This window comes from Kitasatospora sp. NPDC051914 (assembly GCF_040680995.1).
Classification (GTDB): Bacteria; Actinomycetota; Actinomycetes; order Streptomycetales; family Streptomycetaceae; genus Kitasatospora.
In genome coordinates this window covers 65,139-80,296 of sequence record NZ_JBFAXX010000026.1, presented here as the reverse complement: position 1 = coordinate 80,296, position 15,158 = coordinate 65,139, and the positions used below count along the sequence as shown (strand labels likewise).

At 72.1% G+C, this 15,158-nt stretch carries 20 protein-coding genes and 1 pseudogene; 10 read left to right on the top strand and 11 right to left on the bottom strand.

Annotated elements, in window-relative coordinates:
* Window positions 1-505 precede the first annotated feature (505 nt).
* From AB0M03_RS18960 to AB0M03_RS18950, 3 genes are all read right to left on the bottom strand, one after another.
* The gene (locus tag AB0M03_RS18960) at window positions 506-1,087 is read right to left on the bottom strand and encodes a hypothetical protein (protein ID WP_363492698.1); all 582 of its coding nucleotides are present in this window, start codon (window positions 1,085-1,087) and stop codon (window positions 506-508) included.
* Complete coding sequence (locus AB0M03_RS18955; protein WP_363492719.1) at window positions 985-1,359, bottom strand: transposase; 375 nt, start codon at window positions 1,357-1,359, stop codon at window positions 985-987. The genes AB0M03_RS18960 and AB0M03_RS18955 overlap by 103 nt, the downstream gene beginning before the upstream one ends.
* Before the next feature lie 143 nt (window positions 1,360-1,502).
* On the bottom strand, window positions 1,503-1,877 hold the full coding sequence (locus tag AB0M03_RS18950; protein ID WP_363492697.1) for a transposase family protein: 375 nt from the start codon (window positions 1,875-1,877) through the stop codon (window positions 1,503-1,505).
* A gap of 551 nt (window positions 1,878-2,428) precedes the next feature.
* Between AB0M03_RS18950 and AB0M03_RS18945 the strand changes: the two genes are divergently transcribed.
* The 3 genes from AB0M03_RS18945 (at window position 2,429) to AB0M03_RS18935 (ending at window position 5,242) form a co-directional block, all read left to right on the top strand.
* Window positions 2,429-3,775: a Fic family protein gene (locus tag AB0M03_RS18945; protein WP_363492696.1), complete on the top strand. Its 1,347-nt coding sequence runs from the start codon at window positions 2,429-2,431 to the stop codon at window positions 3,773-3,775.
* Window positions 3,776-4,292: 517 nt separating this feature from the next.
* Entirely contained in the window at window positions 4,293-4,703 is a 411-nt protein-coding gene (locus AB0M03_RS18940) for a helicase associated domain-containing protein (RefSeq protein WP_363492695.1), read from the top strand.
* A 383-nt stretch (window positions 4,704-5,086) separates the two neighbouring features.
* The gene (locus AB0M03_RS18935; RefSeq protein WP_363492694.1) at window positions 5,087-5,242 is read left to right on the top strand and encodes a DUF6131 family protein; all 156 of its coding nucleotides are present in this window, start codon (window positions 5,087-5,089) and stop codon (window positions 5,240-5,242) included.
* A gap of 166 nt (window positions 5,243-5,408) precedes the next feature.
* On the opposite strand, the gene AB0M03_RS18930 is transcribed toward AB0M03_RS18935, so the two are convergent.
* Complete coding sequence (locus AB0M03_RS18930) at window positions 5,409-5,819, bottom strand: DUF3618 domain-containing protein (protein WP_363492693.1); 411 nt, start codon at window positions 5,817-5,819, stop codon at window positions 5,409-5,411.
* Window positions 5,816-6,049 carry a phage holin family protein gene (locus AB0M03_RS18925; protein WP_363492692.1) on the bottom strand — a complete coding sequence of 78 codons (234 nt, stop codon included), beginning with the start codon at window positions 6,047-6,049 and terminating at the stop codon, window positions 5,816-5,818. Before AB0M03_RS18925 ends, AB0M03_RS18930 begins: the two co-directional genes overlap by 4 nt.
* A gap of 143 nt (window positions 6,050-6,192) precedes the next feature.
* Here AB0M03_RS18925 and AB0M03_RS18920 point away from each other — a divergent pair, with 143 nt between their 5' ends.
* Window positions 6,193-6,372, top strand: coding sequence for a hypothetical protein (locus tag AB0M03_RS18920; RefSeq protein WP_363492691.1), 180 nt, complete (start codon window positions 6,193-6,195; stop codon window positions 6,370-6,372).
* Between the two features lie 282 nt (window positions 6,373-6,654).
* Here AB0M03_RS18920 and AB0M03_RS18915 read toward each other — a convergent pair whose 3' ends face one another.
* Window positions 6,655-7,104, bottom strand: coding sequence for an SRPBCC family protein (locus AB0M03_RS18915; protein ID WP_363492690.1), 450 nt, complete (start codon window positions 7,102-7,104; stop codon window positions 6,655-6,657).
* 390 nt (window positions 7,105-7,494) lie between these two features.
* Here AB0M03_RS18915 and AB0M03_RS18910 point away from each other — a divergent pair, with 390 nt between their 5' ends.
* The 4 genes from AB0M03_RS18910 to AB0M03_RS18895 all read left to right on the top strand — a co-directional run bounded on the left by AB0M03_RS18910 (window position 7,495) and on the right by AB0M03_RS18895 (window position 9,699).
* Window positions 7,495-8,001, top strand: coding sequence for a DUF6296 family protein (locus AB0M03_RS18910; protein ID WP_363492689.1), 507 nt, complete (start codon window positions 7,495-7,497; stop codon window positions 7,999-8,001).
* Complete coding sequence (locus tag AB0M03_RS18905) at window positions 7,998-8,429, top strand: hypothetical protein (RefSeq protein WP_363492688.1); 432 nt, start codon at window positions 7,998-8,000, stop codon at window positions 8,427-8,429. The genes AB0M03_RS18910 and AB0M03_RS18905 overlap by 4 nt, the downstream gene beginning before the upstream one ends.
* Window positions 8,430-8,980: 551 nt before the next feature.
* Entirely contained in the window at window positions 8,981-9,313 is a 333-nt protein-coding gene (locus AB0M03_RS18900) for a hypothetical protein (RefSeq protein WP_363492687.1), read from the top strand.
* 155 nt (window positions 9,314-9,468) lie between these two features.
* A complete protein-coding gene (locus AB0M03_RS18895) occupies window positions 9,469-9,699 on the top strand; it encodes a DUF6296 family protein (RefSeq protein WP_363492686.1) in 231 nt (76 codons plus the stop codon).
* A 376-nt stretch (window positions 9,700-10,075) separates the two neighbouring features.
* Here the strand turns inward: AB0M03_RS18895 and AB0M03_RS18890 are convergent, their stop codons facing one another.
* The 5 genes from AB0M03_RS18890 to AB0M03_RS18870 all read right to left on the bottom strand — a co-directional run bounded on the left by AB0M03_RS18890 (window position 10,076) and on the right by AB0M03_RS18870 (window position 13,611).
* Complete coding sequence (locus AB0M03_RS18890) at window positions 10,076-10,534, bottom strand: hypothetical protein (protein WP_363492685.1); 459 nt, start codon at window positions 10,532-10,534, stop codon at window positions 10,076-10,078.
* A 54-nt stretch (window positions 10,535-10,588) separates the two neighbouring features.
* Window positions 10,589-11,116 (bottom strand): hypothetical protein, encoded by a 528-nt coding sequence (locus AB0M03_RS18885; RefSeq protein WP_363492684.1) that lies wholly within the window; start codon window positions 11,114-11,116, stop codon window positions 10,589-10,591.
* A 311-nt stretch (window positions 11,117-11,427) separates the two neighbouring features.
* A complete protein-coding gene (locus AB0M03_RS18880; protein ID WP_363492683.1) occupies window positions 11,428-11,979 on the bottom strand; it encodes an EF-hand domain-containing protein in 552 nt (183 codons plus the stop codon).
* 774 nt (window positions 11,980-12,753) lie between these two features.
* Window positions 12,754-13,107: a hypothetical protein gene (locus AB0M03_RS18875; protein ID WP_363492682.1), complete on the bottom strand. Its 354-nt coding sequence runs from the start codon at window positions 13,105-13,107 to the stop codon at window positions 12,754-12,756.
* Between the two features lie 81 nt (window positions 13,108-13,188).
* Window positions 13,189-13,611 carry a hypothetical protein gene (locus AB0M03_RS18870; RefSeq protein ID WP_363492681.1) on the bottom strand — a complete coding sequence of 141 codons (423 nt, stop codon included), beginning with the start codon at window positions 13,609-13,611 and terminating at the stop codon, window positions 13,189-13,191.
* Between the two features lie 553 nt (window positions 13,612-14,164).
* Here AB0M03_RS18870 and AB0M03_RS18865 point away from each other — a divergent pair.
* Window positions 14,165-14,337: pseudogene (locus tag AB0M03_RS18865) on the top strand (hemerythrin domain-containing protein); the annotation flags it as partial.
* A gap of 89 nt (window positions 14,338-14,426) precedes the next feature.
* Window positions 14,427-14,945, top strand: coding sequence for a hypothetical protein (locus AB0M03_RS18860; protein ID WP_363492680.1), 519 nt, complete (start codon window positions 14,427-14,429; stop codon window positions 14,943-14,945).
* Window positions 14,946-15,158: the final 213 nt, after the last annotated feature.

Here is a 15,158-nt window from a genome sequence, read left to right as displayed (position 1 = left end):
CGACGCCAGGACCGTTCCCGGGCCGGCAGCATGGTGCGCCAGCCGGAACACAGAGGTGTGCGTCCCCGATCCGGCGGGCGCGGAAGCAGCGTAGCCCGGCTGCGGCCGTCTGAAGTCCTGGACGCCATGCCCACGTTCGCCAGCCTCGTCCGGCCTTGACGTCGCCGGCGGTTCCGAGCTACGCCATGGACACCCTCCCTCAACGGCGGACTTGCTGTCGGCGACGGGTGAAACGGTTCAGGCACGGATTTCGTGAAGTCGCTCAGCAGGCCGTTACATTCTGTGGTCGGCGGCTGGCGGCGATCAGGAGGAACCGTTTCCGCAGCAGTGGCGGTTTCGCCCGGCCGAACATGCTGAGCTTGAGCGCCTTCAGGTCGTTGACACAACCCTCGACCGGCCGGAGGACCAGTCGGTGCTCATACGTAGACGACGGCGCCGAGGTCGGGGAGAAGCCCGGCGGCGAAGCCGGACAGGCCGCACTGCTCGTCGGCGCACGCATCCGCGATCAGTACGGCAGCCGATCCCCCTCGCGATTGGTCATGATGGCCGCGAAGGTACGGACGTGGTCTGCGGCGGCCGCGAGCTCGGATGAGCGGGCCAGCAGCGCTTTGAGCTGCTGCTGGTCGTCCTCGCGCAGGTGGTCGGGATGGCTTGTGATCCATCGGGTGGCCTGGCGGGGCGAGGGAGGCCGGGCGATCGGCGGCGTGGGCTCCGCGGCCTGGCGGTCGGGTCGCAGCGGCCGGACGTAGTCGCGCAGGGTGCTGTAGCTGCACCGGACCCCGCGTTCTTGCAGCTCACGGTGGAGCCGGGACAGGTTCGTGCAGCCCTCGGCGATCCGCTGCTCGAGGTAGGGCCTGAACGCGTCGAGTTTGCTGGTCCGGTTCTGCCACTGGCCGTGCAGCATCGCCTCCGGGCTGGTCGCGCGGGCGTACTTGCGGACCGTGTTGCGTCCCAGCCCGAGACGTCTGGCGATCTCCCGCAGGCTCAGGCCCTGCTCGACCTGGGCCCGGACCGCGGCACGGGTGTCGCGGAGCCGATCGAGGAACTTCCCCGTCGGGTTCGGCTCGGGCAGCGCCTCATCGGCCACGGCCGACTCAGCCGGAGCCGACGGCTTGGCGGCTCGGGTTCGGGACCGGATTCGAGCAGGTCGCGGAGCAGGGTGCGGTGGCGGGAAACGAGGCGTTCGACGGCCTCGGCTAGGTTGTGCCAGACGTGCCATTTGTCCGCGCAGTGCTGGGCGTTCGGGGCGCCGGCGCGGGGGCCGTCGGCGAAGACCTGCGCGCGGTCGCGGCAGACGATCTCGACGCCGGCGTACTCGCGCAGCCATGCGGCGACGCTGTTCGCGTCGCGGTCGGGCAGCAGATCGACCGGCTGGTGGGTCTCGCAGTCGACCAGAATGGTGCCGTACCGGTGGCCTTACCTCGTGGCGAACTCGTCGATGCCGAGCACGCGCGCGACTGTCCAGGCCGGCTCGGGCAGTGCCATGACCAGGCGCAGGACGGTCATCCGGCTGACCGCGATGCCCAGCAGTAGGGCCCCAGACGGGCCACGGCGCGGGCGGCCAGGACGACACCCAGTGCCCCGAGCATTCGCTGCAGGACGGGCGTCCGCCGACCGTAGCGGCAGGTCAGCCCGTCGATCTGCTCGGCGAAGGTCACCCGGGGACAGCCGTCGTTGTCGCAGAACAACCGGCGTACCGACAGTTCGATCACGACGCCCCGACCGCCGCACGGGGCGTCCGCCAGATGCCGTTCGTACCGGCTGTGGGCCCGGACCGACGGTATCCGGCAGTCCGGGCACGGCAGAGGGACGCTCCCCGGCGTCGACGCCTCGACCACCGCAAGGCCGTCCCGCACCTCTATGCACGCAACCAGCATCCCCGTGAGATGGGGGAGCAACAGGAAGATGTCCTCACACGCGGCCAGCGTCCACCCGGATATGACAGAGCGTCACCGCCGCACGACAGCACGATCGACTTCACGAAATCCGTGCCTGAACCGACCCGACCTGTCGAAAACACGCGGGCAGCCCGGCTGTACGCAGCAAGGCATCCCGGTTGGCGATCGACCCCATGCACGGCCGACGGGTCCGCGGTGCCGAGCGCGGCGCATGTGCGGACGGCCGGGTCCTCGTCGGTGAGCAGCGTCGCGGTGTCCCGTCCCCACAGGGTCGGGGTGGGACATTCGGTGATGAGGACGACGTGCAACTGGCACTCCCGTGCAGACCATCAGATCGCGGCGGCCCGGTTGTTCAGCCTCGTGGCGCCAGCGTCGGTGAGGACCAGCGCGACGGGCGGGTGGCCCTCCCGGGTGTCCCCCGGGGGGCCTGGCGGCCCGAGGGAGCCGGAGTCCTGGTGGTGGTCCGCCTGGCCGCGACCTGGCGGAAATAGCGTTGCTCATACCCCTGGCCCCCGTGACACCCTGACCGGGTGTTCAATGCGCTCTACCCCACAGGCCTGACCTGGGACGAGGTCGACCCCGCCGGCCACCCTTTCGACCCCGCTTCGGCGGCACAGGTGGTCCGCTCCCTCGGCCCGGCACAGCGGGTGCCCTCCCGACTCGACCCCACCCTCGATCCGACCAGGGTCAACTGGGCCTGGGACGTGGCCAAGCCCTGGTCCGATGCCATGACGCACGTGCTGATAGAGCGCTACGGCCGGTGGGCGGCGGGGTGGCGCTGGTCGCTCGGCGAGGGGGACGTTGACGGCGGGCCGGTAGAGAACTGGTGCTGCGGGTCGCACTCGATCACCACTCCGGAGCAGACCCTCGACCAAGTCGTGGCGGCGCTGTGCGAGTGGCGCGACTGGCTGGAGCACCTCGCGGAGTGGTTCGAGGCCTACCCCCTGGACCCGGAGACCCTGGTGGCGGACCGGATCCTGTGGGAACGCGCCGCCCGCAACCTGATCCTGCAGGTGGCCGACCGGACAGGCGCTGAGAGCGGCTGGTACGGGCACTGCCAGCAGGTCCTGGGCTGGTTCCTCAGCTACTGGGGTGTCGCCCCCGAGTTGGCTGAGCGGCTGGTGCAACAGGCGGTCGGCGGCCGGTTCAAGAGCTGGATCGCGCCGGACACCGTCCTGGCGGAGGACGTCGCTGAGCGGCTCGTCGGCCCACTGCGCCCGCAGGACACCCACTGGTCACCGGACCCCGGCGAGCTCCCGGACCACCTGGAGCGCTGGCTCGCGGTACGCGAGAGCGTGCCGTGGCCGGACGGCGAGGACAGTGGACCGGCGACCTCCGTCCGCGACGGCGCGGCGGAGGACTTCCGCTCCTTCGACGCCGCAGTCGACCCCGCCCGCGCCGCCGGCCTGCTCACCGCACTGGAGCTGGTGCGGGCCGACGCGGTGCATGGTGCCGCGCTCGACTTCGAGCTGCTGCGCGGCTGGCAGCAGCACGTGCTGGGCACACCCGAGCCGCCACTGCTGCGCGCCCACCCCGCCTTCGCCAAGGGCGGCGAGGAGCGCTACGGGATCGGCCCCGACACCCGCACCCGCCTCGACGCCTGTCTGGCGCAGGCCGCCGACAGCCGGCTCTCGCTGGCCGCCAGGGCGGCCCGGGCCTACCTGGATGTCTGCTTCTTCCACCCGTTCGACGACGGCAACGCCCGCGCAGCCCTGCTCACCCTGCTGTTCGTGCTGGCCCGCACAGGCGTCACACTCGACTCGGTGGTGCTCATCCGCCGGTTCGGCCACCGGGCCGACGACCCGCAGGACGCGCTGGGCCTGTGCCGTTCCGTCGAGTTCCACCTCAGGCGGAGCCGCGCCGCAGCCGCTCAGTGACCGCCGGTAGAATCCGCGCCGCCCGGATCGCGGTCCCTGTCGCAGGCGACATCGGAACTTCGCCAGCCTGCGCCACTGCTCTTCAGTACGGACACGACACCACCGTTCAGCGGCACACGGCACTGACCAGCAGCGACCACCACCCAGCCACTGAAACTGGCGGCACACCACTGCAACCCACACGCCACCCATCACTTATCGCGCCTATTTTCCTGGCACGCGGAGAGGAGCCCGGGGAAATTCTGGATTCGGACAGTCATGGTCCGCCGCGGCGCCGGCGCAGGCGTCGGTCGGCGGGTACGCCATCGGCACCTGGTTGTCAGAGCTGAGGGCAGCGGCCAGGTGCCCGCGGGCGAGTTGGGGGCGCTGGCGCCGGAGCGGCGGGCCGCGCTGGAGGAGATCGACCCGTTCTGGTGCCCCGCCTGGCCGATCGTCTGGCAGCGCACCTACTCGGTGGCACGGATGTGGTGGCTGGAGTCCGACGGCCGTCGACTGGGCGCAGCTGCCGGAGGAGACGGTGTTCGAGGGCGAGCAGCTCGGCCGCTGGGTCGTGGCGCAGCGGGCCGGCTGGCCGGGCCTGGAGGCGGACCAGCAGGACCTGCTGGCGGCGATCGGCGTCGAGCCGGACGCCGAGCTGGTCGCCGCGAGGACCGCGGCCGAGGCGAAGCCGAAGGTGTCCCGCGCGGACCGCTTCGCCCAGGGCCTGGCCGCGCTCGCCACGTTCGTCGAGCGGGAGGGCCGCGTGCGGGTGCCGCGCCCGCACAAGGAGCCCCTGGAGGTCGCGGTGGCCGGCCCCGGCGGCCAGGAGAGCGTCGAGACCGTCCAGGTCGGTCCGGGTGCGTGGCTGAACAACCAGAAGGCACGGCGCGCCAAGCTGTCGCCAGGGCAGCTCGCGCAGCTCGCCGAGCACGGCGTGGAGTGGGCGTGAACGGCCACGGCGAGGGCCCGGTGGGGTGCACTGCGGGGGCACCGACTGCCACGGCGGGCCCCTCCTACCGGAGCCGTGGGACGCCACCCGGCGTCGACAAAGGCGGGGCGGGGAATGGCTGGCCGGTGGTCAGGTGGTGCGGCTGAAGGCCCGTCTCGGTGCCGCGGGAGCTCTGGTTGGCTCGGGTGAAGGCGGGTCGTTGTTCGGCTGGCAAACTGCGGGCTGCGGGGGCGGTTTGGCCCCGATGCTCAGCGGTATACGCGCCAGCGCAGGGAGGTCGGCGGGTAGGGCACCGACTGGCCGCCGAGCGGCCTGGCACCCGCCACCTTCACCGGGACCGTTTTCCAGGCACCACCCACCGCGCACCGCACTCGGGAGCACCCGTGATCATCATCGGCGTCATCCTGCTCATCATCGGCTTCGTCACCGGGATCTCGATCCTGTGGACCATCGGCATCATCCTTGCCGTCATCGGCCTCATCCTCTGGGTCGCCGGCCTCCTCGGCCATGCCGTTGGTGGCCGCCGCCACTACTACTGATCTCGTCCGGCCGCGGCGCGCTGGGGAGGCCGGGACGACGGAGCCGTGGCCGTGCACGGGACCGGCAGTCAAGACGCTGCTCTCGCGGCCCCCGACATGCCCGGTCGATGCGGATGAACCGGGTGTGCCTGGGAACGGAGTATCCGGGACCTGCTTACCTCATACCTCAGTTCCTCCTGCATCGGACGTAGAGGATCACAGCGAGTGCGGCGGTCACACCGACCGCGATGAGCGCACCCCGGTTGTCACGCCCGGCGTGCGCCACCTGGGAGGACCGCTCGCGCACCGGATCCGGGATCTTTTCCCCCAGCGCATGGGCGGTCTCGCTCAGCTGCTCCCTGGCGTGGGCGGCCTTGACCCGCACCGGCTCGGTCGTCTTGTCCTGCGCCGCGTGCAAGGCGTGGGAGGCCTTGTCCTGCACCTGGCTTTTGACCTGCGCCGCTCTGTGCTGGGCTCGGGCCTTGAGGTCGGCCTTCGCCGCCGGCTCGTCGGCTGTCCCGCCGGGTTCCTCGCGGGTGCCTTCCACCTGCTCGCGCAGTTCCTCAGGCGTGGGCGTGTCGTGTGAGTCGTCCGTCATCGGTGAGCCCTCTTCTTGATCTCGGCCATGTCGGCCTTGACGCTGCCGACGGCCTGCTCAGGTGTGGGAGGGGTGGCCCGTCCGATCTCCTTCTTCCCTACGGCGGCGATCAGGCCCGCCACGGCCGTCACGGTGCCGGCGACCGGGTTCAAGGCAATGATCGCCGTGGCCACCGGCATCTGCAAGGCGATGGTGCCGCCCCCTGATTCCTGTGTCGGTGTCAGCGGCAACCGGACCGGTTGAACGGCCCGCTGTAGGCCCTGACCGGGGCCCGGTGGGCGGCGAAGATGCCGAAAGCCGTACGCGCCCGTAGCGTGAACGCCAGTCGACCAGCGAGTCGAGCCGAACGTGACCGTCCCCCCGGGAGGCTCACATGATCGTGCTCATGCTGTTCATACCCCCCGCCCTCCTCGGCATCCTGCTGCTGCTCGGCGGGTTCGAGGAGCGTCTCGTCGAACGCCTCACCATGCCATCGCCAGACACACCACCACCGGCGCTCCCGGACGGAGAGGTCCCTGCGGCCGACGATCGGTTGCCCAAGGCTGACACCTGACCGTGCAGTCCGGTGATCCGTCGGCCGACCGCGGGGTTGCTGCGGAGCACACGGGGCGGGCCGCTCCACAAGGCGCAATGGCTGCAGGGCCGTGGCCCGCGGCGGCGAGGGGGGTTACGCCGCCGCGGGCCGCTCACCATGCCGCCCGGCCGTCGTCTCACCCCGATCCGACAGGCCAAACCCGGCCTCGTGTGTGGCTATGGGGAAGACCGGGACTGGTGACCACAGCCGTCCGTAGATCTCATCCTTCCGCACTCCGCCTGCCCTGGCGGCCGCGGGTTGTCAGAGGTGTTCGCGGTAGGAGCCGGTCTCGGTGCCGCGCTTCTCGATGAAGTGCTTGAAGCGCTTGAGGTCGCCCTTGACCTGCCGGTCGAGCATGTTCATCATGTCGGCGGCCTTTTCGGCCAGGCCTTCGGGCTGGAAGTCCATCGACATGACGACCCGGGTGTGGTGGGCGTCGATCGGCTGGAAGGAGACCATGCCGGTCTGCTTCACCTCGCCGGTGGTCGTACGCCAGCTGACGTGGTCGTCGGGGACCTGGTCGACGATCTCGGTGTCGAACTCCCGGCTCACCCCGGCGATCTTCGTCTTCCAGTGGTTGTGCCGGTCGTCGATCTGCGTGATCTCCTCCACCCCGTCCATGAACAGCGGGAAGTCCTCGAACTGCGTCCACTGGTTGTACGCGGTGCTGACCGGCACATCCACGTCGATCGTCTCCTGCACCTTGCTCATGCCCAAGCCTTCTTCCATAACCGTTGGGTGGTCGTCGGTCCCCAAGCCCCTGCCCCGCGTTCGACTGCGCCCCCAGGGCCGACACCCATCAACCCCGACCCCCGCCCGCACCGCAACCGCAACATCGCCCGGACGGCCGGACCCGACAGGCGGGACCCGGGCCGCGGCCCGGGTCCCGCCCGGGCACGCCCTACGGTGCCCGGCTGCGGGGCTGCCCCACACGGGTGAGTGTGCGGAAGTGGCCGTACCGAAGCCCGGGCAGAGGAGTACCTCGTACTTCGGCGCTGTCGACCGCCGTTCACATGCACTCGTCCCCGTTCCGCCGGGCGTAGGGTCGGGGCACCGCCCGCGTGCCCCTAGGGTGCAGCCGCGGGAGAAGGGACAGTTGTGATGGCGTCCGCGCACCGCTACCTGGTGGTCCTCCCTGGCCGTCCCGGCCGCCACGCCCCGCAGACGGGCATCGTCGTCACCGCCACCGGCCGTACCGGGCCGACCGGTCGTCCCGTCTACACCGACCAGAGCGGCCGGATGCAGATGGAGATCAACGAACACGGCACGGTCCGCCTCCTCACCCCCTACCCCGCTCCACCACGGACCCCTCTATGCCGAACCCCTCCCCTGACCTTGGAGCGGCGCCCCGGCGAGTCTGCGTCCCCGGTCCGGGACACCACCCCGCCCGGTCCGGCACCCGCAAGACACCGGCGGATACCGGATCGGTGCCTGGCGGCCGAGTCTCATGGACCAGTCCGACCGGCCACCGGCACCGGAGCTTCTGCACACCACCCGACGCCGCAAACGCCCTCTGCCGGCCCATCCTGCCGAACAATTCGAGTCAGTCCCGCGACGCCACAACCTCGAGACCGCCCCGGGCGACCACCGGTAGTCTGCGCCGCATGAGCATGCTCACGGCCGTCGAGCAGGTCGTTCAGGAAGCCCAGCGCCAGCTGGACCGCCTGGAGTGGGAGCCAGGTACGGGCGACCTCGCCCTGGCCCGGCAGACCGCGGTCGCCCTGGATGCGGCTGTCGGCCCTACGGACGTGCAGCAGTCGCTGCCGCGGATCGACCGCCTGGAAGGGCTACGCGAGGCGCTCGCCGCGCTCGCGATCACCGTCGCCCGCACCCACGGCCACCTCGCCTGGTTCCTCGCCCAGTGCAGCAGCCAACTCACCCCGGTCCTGCACTGGCGCGCCCTGGACGCCCCCGACGGCCACGCCTTCGGCACCACCCTCCCCACCGGCGACCAACTCGCCGACGCCGAACAGGCGGTGCGGCTCCTGGCCGCCATGCTCACTCGCACCGGCCACCACGCCGAGACCACTACCTGACGGCCTCGGCCCAGCCCGCGGCGACGGCCGACGGGCCGCTCCACAATACGGAGCAGCGAAGACGGTCGGGCGGTAGCGCGCCTACAGCGTGGCCAGGTCGTGGTGGCTGGAGGCCGACGGTCAAGTGGGCTGGGCGCAGCTTCCCGAGGACACCGTGTTCGAGGGCGGCCGGCCTGACCGGAACGAGCCCGGACCCGGGACCGGGCCGGGCTCGAACTCCGTGTTGTTCATGTGGAGGTCGCCGACGAACGCACAACCGCGGCCTGGACCGCCCGGCTCGTGCTCGTCTTCAGCCCACCCATTGCCAGTTGCGTGTCTTTCCTCGGAAGACAACTCGCCGACCCGTCACCGGTGCATTCCGCCCCGCTGGCGCCGTCGGCCGGTCGCCGGCCGGCGGGCAGCACGCCGAACAGCCCACACGACACGCCGTCCACGGCGCGCCCAGGGTGTGCGCGGGCCGCGGACGGGTAAGCCTGGGATCTTCGGTCGCCGCCGGGCAGCACCCGGCCGACGCCCGGGCCTCTCCGACCGGAATCGAAGGATGGTGTGTTGTGGCCGCTGGAACCGTCCAGGACTACATCGGTGTTCGCACCAGCGAAGAGGTGTGTGCCGCTGCCGCGCTCGCCGCCGGCCCGGCCTGCGACGGGCATCCGCAGGCCCGCGGCGCGGCCGCCGTCCACCACTGGGTCCTCGACCCCGGCCGGCCCGCGCCGCTCACCGGCACCCGGCACGCCGAACTCCACGACAGTGACCTGGCCGTCGAAGAACGCGCCGCCCTCTGCGCCGCCCGCAACCCGGATCTGGCCTGTGACGAACGCGCCTTTGCCCGCGGCGCAGCCCGCGCCCTCGGATGGGTCCTCGGCTTCGCTCCCCTCGATTCCTGATATCTCATGAGCGGGTCCGCCTGGCGGGCTCGCATCGTCCTCTGCCCCGGGCTCGGCATCGACGCAGTGCCTGCCCGCCGGCCAGCGGCGTAGGGTCAGTGCATTGTCGGCGGTGTGTCCACCTCGGCAGGTGCCGGCAGGAAGGGACGGCGGTCATGGCGCTTGTGCACCGGTACCTGGTGGTCTTTCCCGGCCGGGTCGGCGGCCACGCCCCGCAGCCGAGCGTCGTCGTCACCGCGACCGGCCGCACCGGACCTGGCGGCCATCCGGTGTACACCGACGAGACGGGCCGCGTGCGCGTGGAGATCACCGAACACGGCACGGCCCGGCTCCTCACACCTACCCCGCTGCACCGCGGCCCCCTCCACGCCGAACCACTCTCCTGACCACGACCCGCGCCACCCCGTATTCGGGCCGGCCCGAGCCTTTGCCCGACGGAAGGTTCGGCACGGCCCCGGGCAGGCCGCAGACCCGGAATGCGGAATGGCGGCGTCCCGCTCACGTCAGTGTTCCCGGGCGGGGCACCACCTCGTCCGCCCTGGCCCGGCACCCGAGCACCTTCAGGCACCAGACCGCGCCCGCGGCCGGTACCACGAACCTTCCCAACCGGCCGACCGGGGCACCCCGCCTCTGCACGACACCAGTACGCCAAACCTTTCCGACCGCGGCAGAACAGGGCGCCGGGCCCGCCCCGGCGCCGCCCGTGTGCCACCGACGCCGTTGGTGCGTGCGGCCAGAGAGGAGTTGCCGGCGGGCAGCAGGTCACGTCATCTCGACGGCGACCACGCCCTGCAGCACCCTCCCGTTCTCCCGCGCGTCTTCCAGGCTTTCCTCGAATGCGTCCGCCCGCCGCTCGGGCGGCAGTCCGGCAAGGCCTTCGGGCCACGTCCTGGGAAGCACCACCGTCACCAGCGCCCCGCCCTCGGCGGCGGCTGACAACCATGTGGGTGGCGCCGGTACTGCGGGACGCGGCTCCCACACCTGGCGGCCGCCGACCAGCACCAGCCGCTCGAAGCGGCCCCCGCGCACCTGCACCGCCCCCGTCGTCACCGGCACCTGCCCGGCCGCCGCCACGAACCCGCTCTCCCAGGCGTCAACCGCCAGCGCCCCGTAGTGGCCCTCGTCGACCTCGACGATCACCTCCGCCACCACACCGCCCTCGTCCGTCTCCCGCACTGCCAATGCCCACAGCACCGGCCCCTCGTCCGCAGCACCCGTCATACCCACTCCAACGAACAAGCCCCCACCGACCGCACGCCCCGCACGCCGACGCCGTCAGTTGTCGAAGAGCAGACCGGGATTGGCGCGTGCGGCGCGCTGCACCGCGCCCGGGTCGGTTCGGGCACGGGAGGTCCGCCCACACCGTCTTGATGGTGCCGTCTGGGCTGCACCCCAGTCGTCGGCGATCCGATCGATGACGACCAGGCCGTACCCGTGCGGCGCATCGGGGCGATACCGCCCGGCCGGGCGGTGTCGGCGAGCCAAACGGGCCACCGGCTCCGGTCGTCGGGCGCCCGGAGCGGGAGCTCGGCCCACGGCTGGACGCCATCCGGCCCCTCGGCGAGCAGCGGGCCGTCCGCCACCCAGACCAGTTCGGCGAGCGGCCGGCTCGCTGACCGCCTCGATACTGGCCGGCAGGAACCCCCGGAAGGTGACGTTCCCGGCCGGGGCGGTGGTGATGTAGCGGCCGGCGGGCCCGGCGCCCACCACGTGCACGCCGAAGGCGGCGAAGTCGCGGACGTCGATCACCTGCAGCGCCCGCTCCGGGTCACCCGGCGCCGGCACCGGGCCGCCGCGCGCCATCCGCTCCAGCCACCAGGGCAGCCGGCCGCCGTTCTCGTAGGGGCCGACCAGAAGAGCCGCTGCCGAGGATCAGGGTGCGATCGGCACCGAAGTGGTCCTGCACCGTGCGCTCGCGGTCGGCCTCGAGGGCGCTGCTGAACGGATGGCCGGCCGGGGGTCGGCGGGGCAGGAGTGCAGCTCCGAGACCTCGTTCACCACCTCGGCCGCCCGGTCGGCGCATGTCGTTTTCCAGACCGGGCCGCTGCCCCCGGGCTGGTGCCCGGGGGCAGCGGCGGCTTTGGTCTTCGGGACGTGCCGTGCGGCGGGGTTGCTCAGATGTGGCCGAAGAACAGGCTGCCGGGGGCGTCCGGGTCGTTGGAGAGGAAGTGCTCGCGCACCGCGCGGATGAACTCCTGGCGCGAGATCATGCCGTCGCCGTCGGTGTCCAGCTTCATGAACATGTCCATCGCATCGGGCGCGTCACTCTTCCACACGTCCCGCAGGAGCCGGGCGAACTCGTCCTTGCTGATCTCGTTGTCGCCGTCGGTGTCGATGACGTCGAAGATCGCGTGGCCGCCGCCCTCCGTCACATTCAGCCGGCTGGTGTCGATGCAGGCGAGGCGGTTCGCCGTGACGAACTGGTCCTTCGTCAGCCGGTCGCCCTCGACGCCCGAGTGGCGCAGCAGCTCCAGCCAGTAGATCTGGCAGAAGGTCTGGATGGCGCGGGCGCGGCGGTCGCTCTTGTCGAGCTTGTAGGCCTGGATGTAGCGGTCGGCGAGTTTCTGGTAGTCCGTCCAGTCCACGTAGCCGTCGTGGTTGGCGTCCATGGTGTCGAACTGGCGCTCCAGTTTGGTGGTGATGATGTCCCGCACCGTCGTGGTCATTCCGAATCCTTTCGTGATCCCTGTGTCCGGCCCCCTCGGAGTGGGAGGAAGGCCCCTCGGACACTCCCCCGGGGCGTACGGGCGGCACCCGAACCGGGCCCGTTCTCACACGATCAGCCGCTCCGCCGGACCCGGGCCGCGCGGAGGGGCCCGACCCCGGCGGGTGGCGTGCCGGGTCGCGGGTGCACCGATCCTGTCGGCCCGGGAACAGCTGCGAGACCTGAACTCCTTCGTCGACGGCCGGGCCTACACCCGGCCCCACTCTGCGTCTCCCGGGATACGAGCCCCTGACGCGCGAGACCAGCAGGCCGCCGCCCGCGAGGTGGCCGGCGCCGTCCTCGCCGTCTCCTGGCACCTCTACCAGGTGCTGTGGCGCCATCTCGGGGAAGCCGAACCCCGGCCCCCGCCGCGTGGGCCGTGTGGGCCGTTACCGGGCCCTGGCCGAGCTCTGGCAGTACCACAGCGATCTGGCCCCGGATCTGCCCCTCCCCGGCCAGATGCTTCGTCTCCTCTGACCTGCCGCCACCTCGCCGGGGAGTCCGGAGCGTTCAGGCACGACGGCGCCGCCCTGGCTCCGAAGAACGGCCGTGTCGCGTGTCGGCCGGCGCATCCCGGACGATCCGCTGCACGACTCCGGCCAGGTGCTTCGTACCGCGCCCGGGAGCGGCTGTTGAGCAGGCGGAGTCGGCCGACCCGGGCATGGAAGAGTGCTCCCGCCGGGACGGGCGATCGTGTGCGGCCAGTACGCGCGTCCGGTCGGACCGTAGGCCCGTCTCACCGGCCGGTGGTCTGGGGCGGGTGCTCGCGGTGACCGCACACCCAGGCAAGCGCCTCGTACACGCCGCGGGCGTAGTCCAGCTCGACCGTACGGCCTTCATGGCCGAGCAGTTCGGTACGGGCGGCGTCCACCTCGTCCCGGAGCTGTGCCGGCCGGAGAACACCGTTCAACGGGATCGCGGTGATGGGCGCGGTCACTTGGTGGCCCAGGGCCCAGCGCAGCGCTTCGAGGACGCCGCGCCCGAACCTCCCGGTGCAGAACGGGTGGGTGTTGGCCGCGGCCAGTAGGCGGCCGAGCTCGTGCGGATCCCGCACGCCGACCAAGGCGTCGGTGGTGTTCTGTGCCGTCATGCAGCGAAGTTAGCCGCCTTCGCGGTCCGGGGCCCGGTGCGCAGGCCGACCAGGTGGTCACAACCGGTCAAGGCCGCGGGTTCAGCGACTGTCCGTCTCCGGTCGGCAGGCAAGTGCGGTGAGCGGCAGGCACAGGTACAGGTGCTCCCACAAGCGGCGGGCGGCCGCGCCGAGCGGCTCGCCCTCGAATCCCCGACCCGCATGCTGAAGCAACGCCACGGCGTCGGACACCAGGCCCGCTTCCACGTGCACCCGGCAGGCGGCGGGGCGCCCGGGCTCGCACAGATCGCCCACGCGCGCGGCGAGTCGGTCCCGGTCCAGCCGGTCGGCCGCCGCCTCTGCCGGCGAGGGCTGTTCGGCCGGCGGGGTGCTGCCTGCGTCCGCCACGGCCGTCCGGAGGCCGTGCGCCACGGCGCCGGCCCGCTGTGCCTGCCGGGCATCCACCTGAAGTGTCGCGTACCGGTCAAGCACCGAGGCGGCCGCGGCCGCCACGACGGCCTCCACCCGCACCGTGGACCTCGGGGGAGAGCCGGTGGCCGGGGCAGTGGAGGCAAGGAGCTGGCTGGCGTCTTCCATGCATGCCAGCCTGGCCCGGTTGCCGCAGAGGCTGCGAGTGGAGACCACCCGCCCAGGTGATTCGGCACGCCCAAAAGCGAACGAGGGTGCCAGCCGAGGGCCAACTACTCACCGGCCCTACCGCGACGAGAGCCGGAGGCGCCCCGGCCACCTGCAGGACGTCTTCCAGCCGCTGGCCGACCAGGCCGAGATGCACGGTAAGCGCGCCGGCCAGCCGTTCACGGTCGTCCGTCAACTCAACAAGTCCGTCCTCGAGGAGGGCTTCAAGAAGGACGACTGGAACCGTGTCGGCTGACGGACGGGTCGCTTGGCGTCGGCGCCGTCCAGGACACGGTCGAGTCGGCTCCCGCTCCGAGAACCGCAGCCTCGGAACCCCAGTCCTCCAGGTCGATTCTGGTGATGGCGTGCGCGACGATCCCTACGGCACCGACCTGAAGGGCCTCGGTGCCCTAGCAAATCACCTGCGGCGCGGATACCGGGTTCGGCCGAGATGCTGGACGACCTCGGCGACAAGATCCGCGGGCCAAGGCCATGGCCCCGACCCGGCCCCACCCCGCGGCGCCCAGCAGCCCCACCGCGAGCAAGCTCCTCGCCCCCGGCGCCGGCCTGGTGGACCGGGCCCGCGACTTCGTCACCGGCCGCGGCAAATCCTGACCTGCAGGTGCCCCACGGACGGCTCCCCGCTTCGGGGGCCGCGAGCGGCGTGATCGGACGGGCCGAATCGTCGCCCGTCCGATCACGCCGTGACCTGCGCCATGCCGCTCCCGCCGACCGGCTGCCTGCACTGGCCTGCCACCGCCGGGGCAGCGCCGCCCCGGCGCCTTCAGCCGCGCGACCGCCGAGGCCCGGGCGAGGCAGGCCACCACCGCCGCCCTGCGCTATCCCACCGCGCTGGACGTCGAACTCCTGCACCTCCTCGGCCCGGGCGACAGCCCCACCTCAACTACCTCGACGGGCCTGACTCCGCGGACTGCGCCGACACCGGACAGGCCGACTGGCGCACCTGGGTCGACGAGACCGTCGTCAGCTGGGCCGCCTGCCTCCTCGCGGAGCCCGCACTCGCCTCCCGCGCCCACCAGGCCCTCGCGGCGACCGATCACACCGGTCTCGCCGGCGACCCGCGGCGCCTGACCCTGCCCGCCCAGCGCGACACCGACGCCGCTCCCCTGCTCCGCCACCCCGACCTGCTCGAACCCGTCGCCGCCCTCCACCGCCACCAGCTCCTCGCCCTGCTCGCCCCCGAGGCCAGCCCGCTCCCCTGACGCCCAGCAGGTCGGGCCAAGCAGCGGCACCGTGCCGGGATCGCCAACGCCACCGCGGCTCTCCTCGCTCCGCGTCGGCCGTCGCCAACGCTCCGGGGCGCACCGCCACCGGCCCGGCCCGGATGCACCACGTGGAGTCGGGATCGTCCGCCCGACGGTCACCACCGAACCCGGCAGCATGGACGGGGCGGGCGGCGCGCTCGCGCTGCACAG